The 4,647-nt window shown below is 38.9% G+C and carries 3 protein-coding genes; 2 read left to right on the top strand and 1 reads right to left on the bottom strand.

Going from position 1 to position 4,647, the window contains the following annotated elements; all coding sequences use genetic code 11:
• Positions 1–230 precede the first annotated feature (230 nt).
• Complete coding sequence (locus tag ABFX15_RS00580) at positions 231–1,571, top strand: glutamine synthetase family protein (protein ID WP_346023624.1); 1,341 nt, start codon at positions 231–233, stop codon at positions 1,569–1,571.
• A 235-nt stretch (positions 1,572–1,806) separates the two neighbouring features.
• The gene (gene glnA / locus ABFX15_RS00575; RefSeq protein WP_346023623.1) at positions 1,807–3,150 is read left to right on the top strand and encodes a type I glutamate--ammonia ligase; all 1,344 of its coding nucleotides are present in this window, start codon (positions 1,807–1,809) and stop codon (positions 3,148–3,150) included.
• Between the two features lie 292 nt (positions 3,151–3,442).
• Here the strand turns inward: glnA and ABFX15_RS00570 are convergent, their stop codons facing one another.
• Positions 3,443–4,477, bottom strand: a complete 1,035-nt coding sequence (locus ABFX15_RS00570; protein ID WP_346023622.1) for a tyrosine-type recombinase/integrase — start codon at positions 4,475–4,477, stop codon at positions 3,443–3,445.
• Positions 4,478–4,647 lie beyond the last annotated feature (170 nt).

Here is a 4,647-nt window from a genome sequence, read left to right as displayed (position 1 = left end):
GTCTACGATAATTCAGAACTGAAAAAGTAATGGCTACGCACTATCCCAAAAGGGCGAAGGCGTAGCCGAAGTTTTTTTTAGCTTCTATCTAAAAAATGAACAGAAGAGTGTATAATTTTGAATTCACACATCAAGACCTCTCGTTTGACATCAGTCTGTCTTACTAGTACCCTAATATGTATGAATAAAAAGAGCCGCTGAGAAGTGGTGAAAGGAATGATGACAGGACTATGTCCGCCGAGATAAAAGAGACGATTCGAAAAGAAGCAGAGGAGAAGAATGTGAGGTTTCTCCGATTGATGTTTACAGATATCGATGGAGTAATCAAAAATGTGGAGGTACCAGTTAGTCAGCTGGAAAAAGTCATGAATAATGAAATGGCGTTTGACGGCTCATCAATAGATGGATTTGTAGAAATTGATCAAAGTGATATGAAGCTGCATCCTGATCTAGATACATGGCTGATATTCCCATGGAAACTTGAAAATGGTGACGGCAAGATTGCCCGTTTCATTTGTGATGTCCACATGCCTGACGGTCAGCCTTTTGCAGGAGACCCAAGAAACAACCTTAAACGTGTTGTGAAGGAAATGAAGGAGTTTGGCTTCACATCCTTTAATCTGGGACCAGAGCCTGAATTTTTGCTGTTTAAACTGGATGAGAATGGCAAACCAAGTAAAACATTAAATGATAATGGCGGATATTTTGATCTGGCGCCAACAGATCTGGCTGAAAACTGTCGTAGAGACATCGTGCTGGAGCTGGAAGCTCTCGGATTTGAAATAGAAGCAAGCCACCATGAAGTTGCTCCCGGACAGCATGAAATTGACTGGAAATACGCAGATGCTGTAGAAGCATGTGATAATATCCAGACATTCAAGCTTATTGTCAAGACAGTGGCCAGGAAGCACGGCCTTCATGCCACATTCATGCCTAAACCGATTGAAAACATCAGTGGATCCGGTATGCATTTCAATATGTCTCTTTTCAATGAAGAGGGTAACGCATTTTACGATTCTGAATCTGAAGATGGATTAAGTGGAACAGCTTACCAGTTCATTGCAGGCCTTCTGGATCATGCTCAAGCCTACACTGCGGTATGTAATCCGATAGTCAACTCTTACAAGCGCCTGACGCCTGGATATGAAGCACCTGTTTACGTTGCCTGGTCAGGAACTAATAGAACCCCACTGGTTAGAGTGCCGGCTTCTAGAGGTAATTCTACGCGAGTTGAGTTGCGAAGCGTAGATCCGACAGCTAACCCGTATCTGGCATTAGCAGTATTGCTCAAAGCAGGATTAAAAGGAATCGGTGAAGCAAAAAGCGCGCCCAGTCCAGTTAACAAGAATATCTATAATATGGACCAGATCGAGCGGGACGAAAATAATATACAGTCTCTGCCACAGAACCTTTATGAAGCAATTGAATCTCTTAAAAAAGATGAAACAATTATTGACGGATTAGGAGAACATATTTTTGAACGATTTGTCGCAGCGAAATCTGCAGACTGGCATAACTTTACCAAGGCTGTTACGCAGTGGGAAACTGATCGTTACTTTGAACTCTATTAAACTATACCCACCTGTCTTCTTGTTGCTGAAAAGTAGCAGGGAGGCAGGTGGGTTATTAATTATCGAAAGTATACTCACCTTGAACTTAATAATCTTCTGTAAATAACCGTATTTCATTTACATATTAACCTCCTATTGCATGGTAAATCATCTAGTGGTACTATTCAAAAGTGCTTTTAATAGCAACCTAAATGTAAGTAATACAATAAGTGGTATAGATAGGGGAGAGTAAGACATGACGAAGATGACAAGAGAAACAATAATGAAAGATGTAAAAGAGAGTAATGTACGCTTTTTGCGCTTGATGTTCACAGATATACTGGGAACAGTAAAAAACGTAGAGGTGCCTGTGAGTCAGCTTGACAAAGTTCTGGACGGCAAAATGATGTTTGATGGATCTTCTATCGAAGGGTTTGTTCGTATACAGGAATCGGACATGTATCTGAAACCAGACTTTGATACTTGGCTGGTATTTACTTGGGAAACGGAATCGACAAAAAAAGGGCGTGTGGCACGATTGATATGTGATATCGTGAATCCTGATGGGACGCCGTTTTTGGGAGATCCGAGAAACAATTTGAAACGTGTACTTAAAGAAGCAAAAGATTTGGGCTATTCGTCTTTCAATCTTGGGCCCGAACCTGAATTCTTTTTACTTAAACTAGATGAAAACGATGAAATAACTGAAAGACCTAATGATAATGGTGGATACTTTGATTTGGCTCCAACTGATCTGGCTGAAAACTGCCGACGGGATATCGTTCTTGAACTGGAAGATCTAGGATTTGAAATTGAAGCGAGTCATCATGAAGTGGCCCCTGGACAGCATGAAATCGACTGGAAGTATGCAGATGCAGTTGAAGCCTGTGATAATATTCAGACCTTTAAATTAGTTGTTAAGACGGTCGCCCGTAAGTATGGATTACATGCGACATTCATGGCTAAACCTGTATTTGGTATTAATGGATCAGGTATGCACAGTAACATGTCTTTATTCAGAAATAACGAGAATGTATTTTATGATGAGTCGGATGAAAGACAATTAAGTACAGAAGCGTATCAATTTCTGGCAGGCCTGCTCCATCACGCCCCGGCATTTACTGCGATTACCAATCCAACCGTTAACTCGTACAAGCGTCTGGTACCTGGTTATGAGGCTCCTGTATATATCGCCTGGTCTGGAAGTAACCGTACACCGATGATAAGAATTCCAGCATCAAGAGGCATGTCTACTCGTCTGGAAGTACGTTCAGTTGATCCGATGGCTAATCCGTACCTGGCATTAGCAGCGATGCTGAAAGCTGGACTGGACGGCATCACCAATGAAATGACACCACCTGAAGAAACGAATGACAACATCTATGATATGGACGAGGCTCAGCTGGAACAGCAGGGAATCAAGTCTTTACCTACCAGCCTTCATAGCGCTCTTAAAGCACTGAAGAAAAATGATGTGATCAAGGAGTCTTTAGGTAATCATATCTATACGAATTTCGTTAAAGCTAAAATGGTCGAATGGGATTCTTATAAAGCTGCGGTCAGTCAGTGGGAGAAAGACAACTACTTGCACCTTTATTGATCACCTGTACTTTTAAGAAATAATAATAAATAGAACCGGCAGGCTGTGGATAGTCTGCCGGTTCTATTTGTATTGGAAAGAGGATCAAATAAAAAAAGCAAGTGATCTTCAGGATCACTTGCTTTTTTTATACGTTTCGGGAGAACTTAAATACATGCTCGTTATCAACCTCTATACTGATTTAATCATCATCAGACAATTAGATAACCGGCATAAATCGCCATTCAGGAATAAATTTCTGAATAGTTTCTGAACAAATTTAGAAGATGCTAGCAATCATTTCATCCGAGATTTAATCATTCTTATGCTCTAACTCATTAATGATATGAGAGTATTTTTCGATAGTTGTTGTTGGACTAGAATGTCCAATTCTTTTAGATATGCTTACTATATCCATACCATGATAAATTAGTAAAGAGACATGTGTGTGTCGTAAAGCATGAGACGTCACTTTTTTCACATCAGCTCTTTTACATGCTCTTCTAAGAGTTTTGTTCATCGCAGTATGAGAGGGTGGTAGACCCTCAATAGTTGTAAAGAGTAAATCGTTGGAAATACCTTGTTTTAAGTTCATTTCTTTCTTTTTGATGGCATAGGCTCTCAACTCTTTAAAAACGGCAGGTTCAATACGAATCGTCCGATTAAGGCCATTCTTAGTTGGCCCTAGTTTTTTCCCTTTAAAATCCCAGGCTTTATTGATACGTAATGTATTATTTTTAAGATCATCAACTGTTAAACCAGCTACTTCTGAATATCGTAATCCAGCAGCAAATTGTAGAATAGCCATCCAACGAGTGGTCATATCTAAAGTTATCCCATTTCTTATTTCAGACATTACACGTTTGATTTCATCTTCAGATAAAAATTTATCTTCTTCAGACTGTCCTTCTAATCCAGATACCGTTACATTATACGTGAAATCTTTTGTTATTATACCTGATTCAATGGCATCCTTAACGCATGACCTGATATGTTTATTCATCTTCTGATTAGTTGATTTAGCTTTTTTAGAGGCTAGTTCATTTAAGAACGTTTGGTAGTTCACCTTTGTTATATTTTTTATTTTTACAAATTCAAAATATGTTTTAACATGGTTCTTCGTGGTAACATAATTATCAAACGTACGTGCTGATACATTGGGTACTGATTTATATGTATCAATCCATTTCTCAAAGTAATCATAAAAATAAGGGTTGCTCCCAATATCCATTCCACTGGCTTTGTTAAGTTTCATATTAGCTTCCCAAAGTAATGCATCCTTTTTACGTTTAAAATTATACTTGGCTTTCTCCTTATATTTTCCTGTTAAGTAATCTTTATAACTCAAGTTTTGCAGTTAAAAAATAGCCTTTGACCCTTGGTGTCATTGACTTGGTACCGATTATTATGCCGCTTTTGATATTTGATTCAGCTGATTTTCTTTTAAAACCTAGATTCCCAAAAAATTATAACGTGGTCGGGGGCACAACACCTAAGGTGTTATATAATTGCGACTGC

The organism is Alkalibacterium indicireducens (assembly GCF_039522005.1).
GTDB classification, from domain to species: Bacteria; Bacillota; Bacilli; order Lactobacillales; family Carnobacteriaceae_A; genus Alkalibacterium; species Alkalibacterium indicireducens.
This window is presented reverse-complemented; position numbering and strand designations above follow the sequence as displayed.